Annotated in this window: 1 protein-coding gene; it reads right to left on the bottom strand. The window is 70.5% G+C overall.

The features are described 5' to 3' along the window. Window positions 1–220 (bottom strand): efflux RND transporter permease subunit (locus AMS65_RS19905; RefSeq protein WP_162231794.1); only part of this gene is annotated, 220 nt, incomplete at both ends.

The following is a 220-nucleotide window of genomic DNA, read 5'->3' as shown; positions in this document are numbered from 1 at the left end:
GAATCTCGCCGAGCTTCTCGGCGGTGCGCGTCGCGCCGGGCGTGCGCACGACGATGTCCCGCTCCTGACCCTCGTACATCAGGGTGCCGACGGTGGGGCCGGCCAGCGCCCCCTGCCCGGGCTTCGCGATGGTGGCGCGGTCGAAGCCGAGTCGTGCGGCCTGATCTTCGTCCACCTTGATGCGCATCACCGGCTGTTCGCCGGCGAGCTCGCTCTTGAT

This window comes from Leucobacter celer subsp. astrifaciens, assembly GCF_001273835.1.
Taxonomy (GTDB): domain Bacteria; phylum Actinomycetota; class Actinomycetes; order Actinomycetales; family Microbacteriaceae; genus Leucobacter; species Leucobacter celer.
The sequence above is the reverse complement of the archived record's forward strand: the minus strand, read 5'-3'. Positions and strand labels throughout refer to the sequence as shown.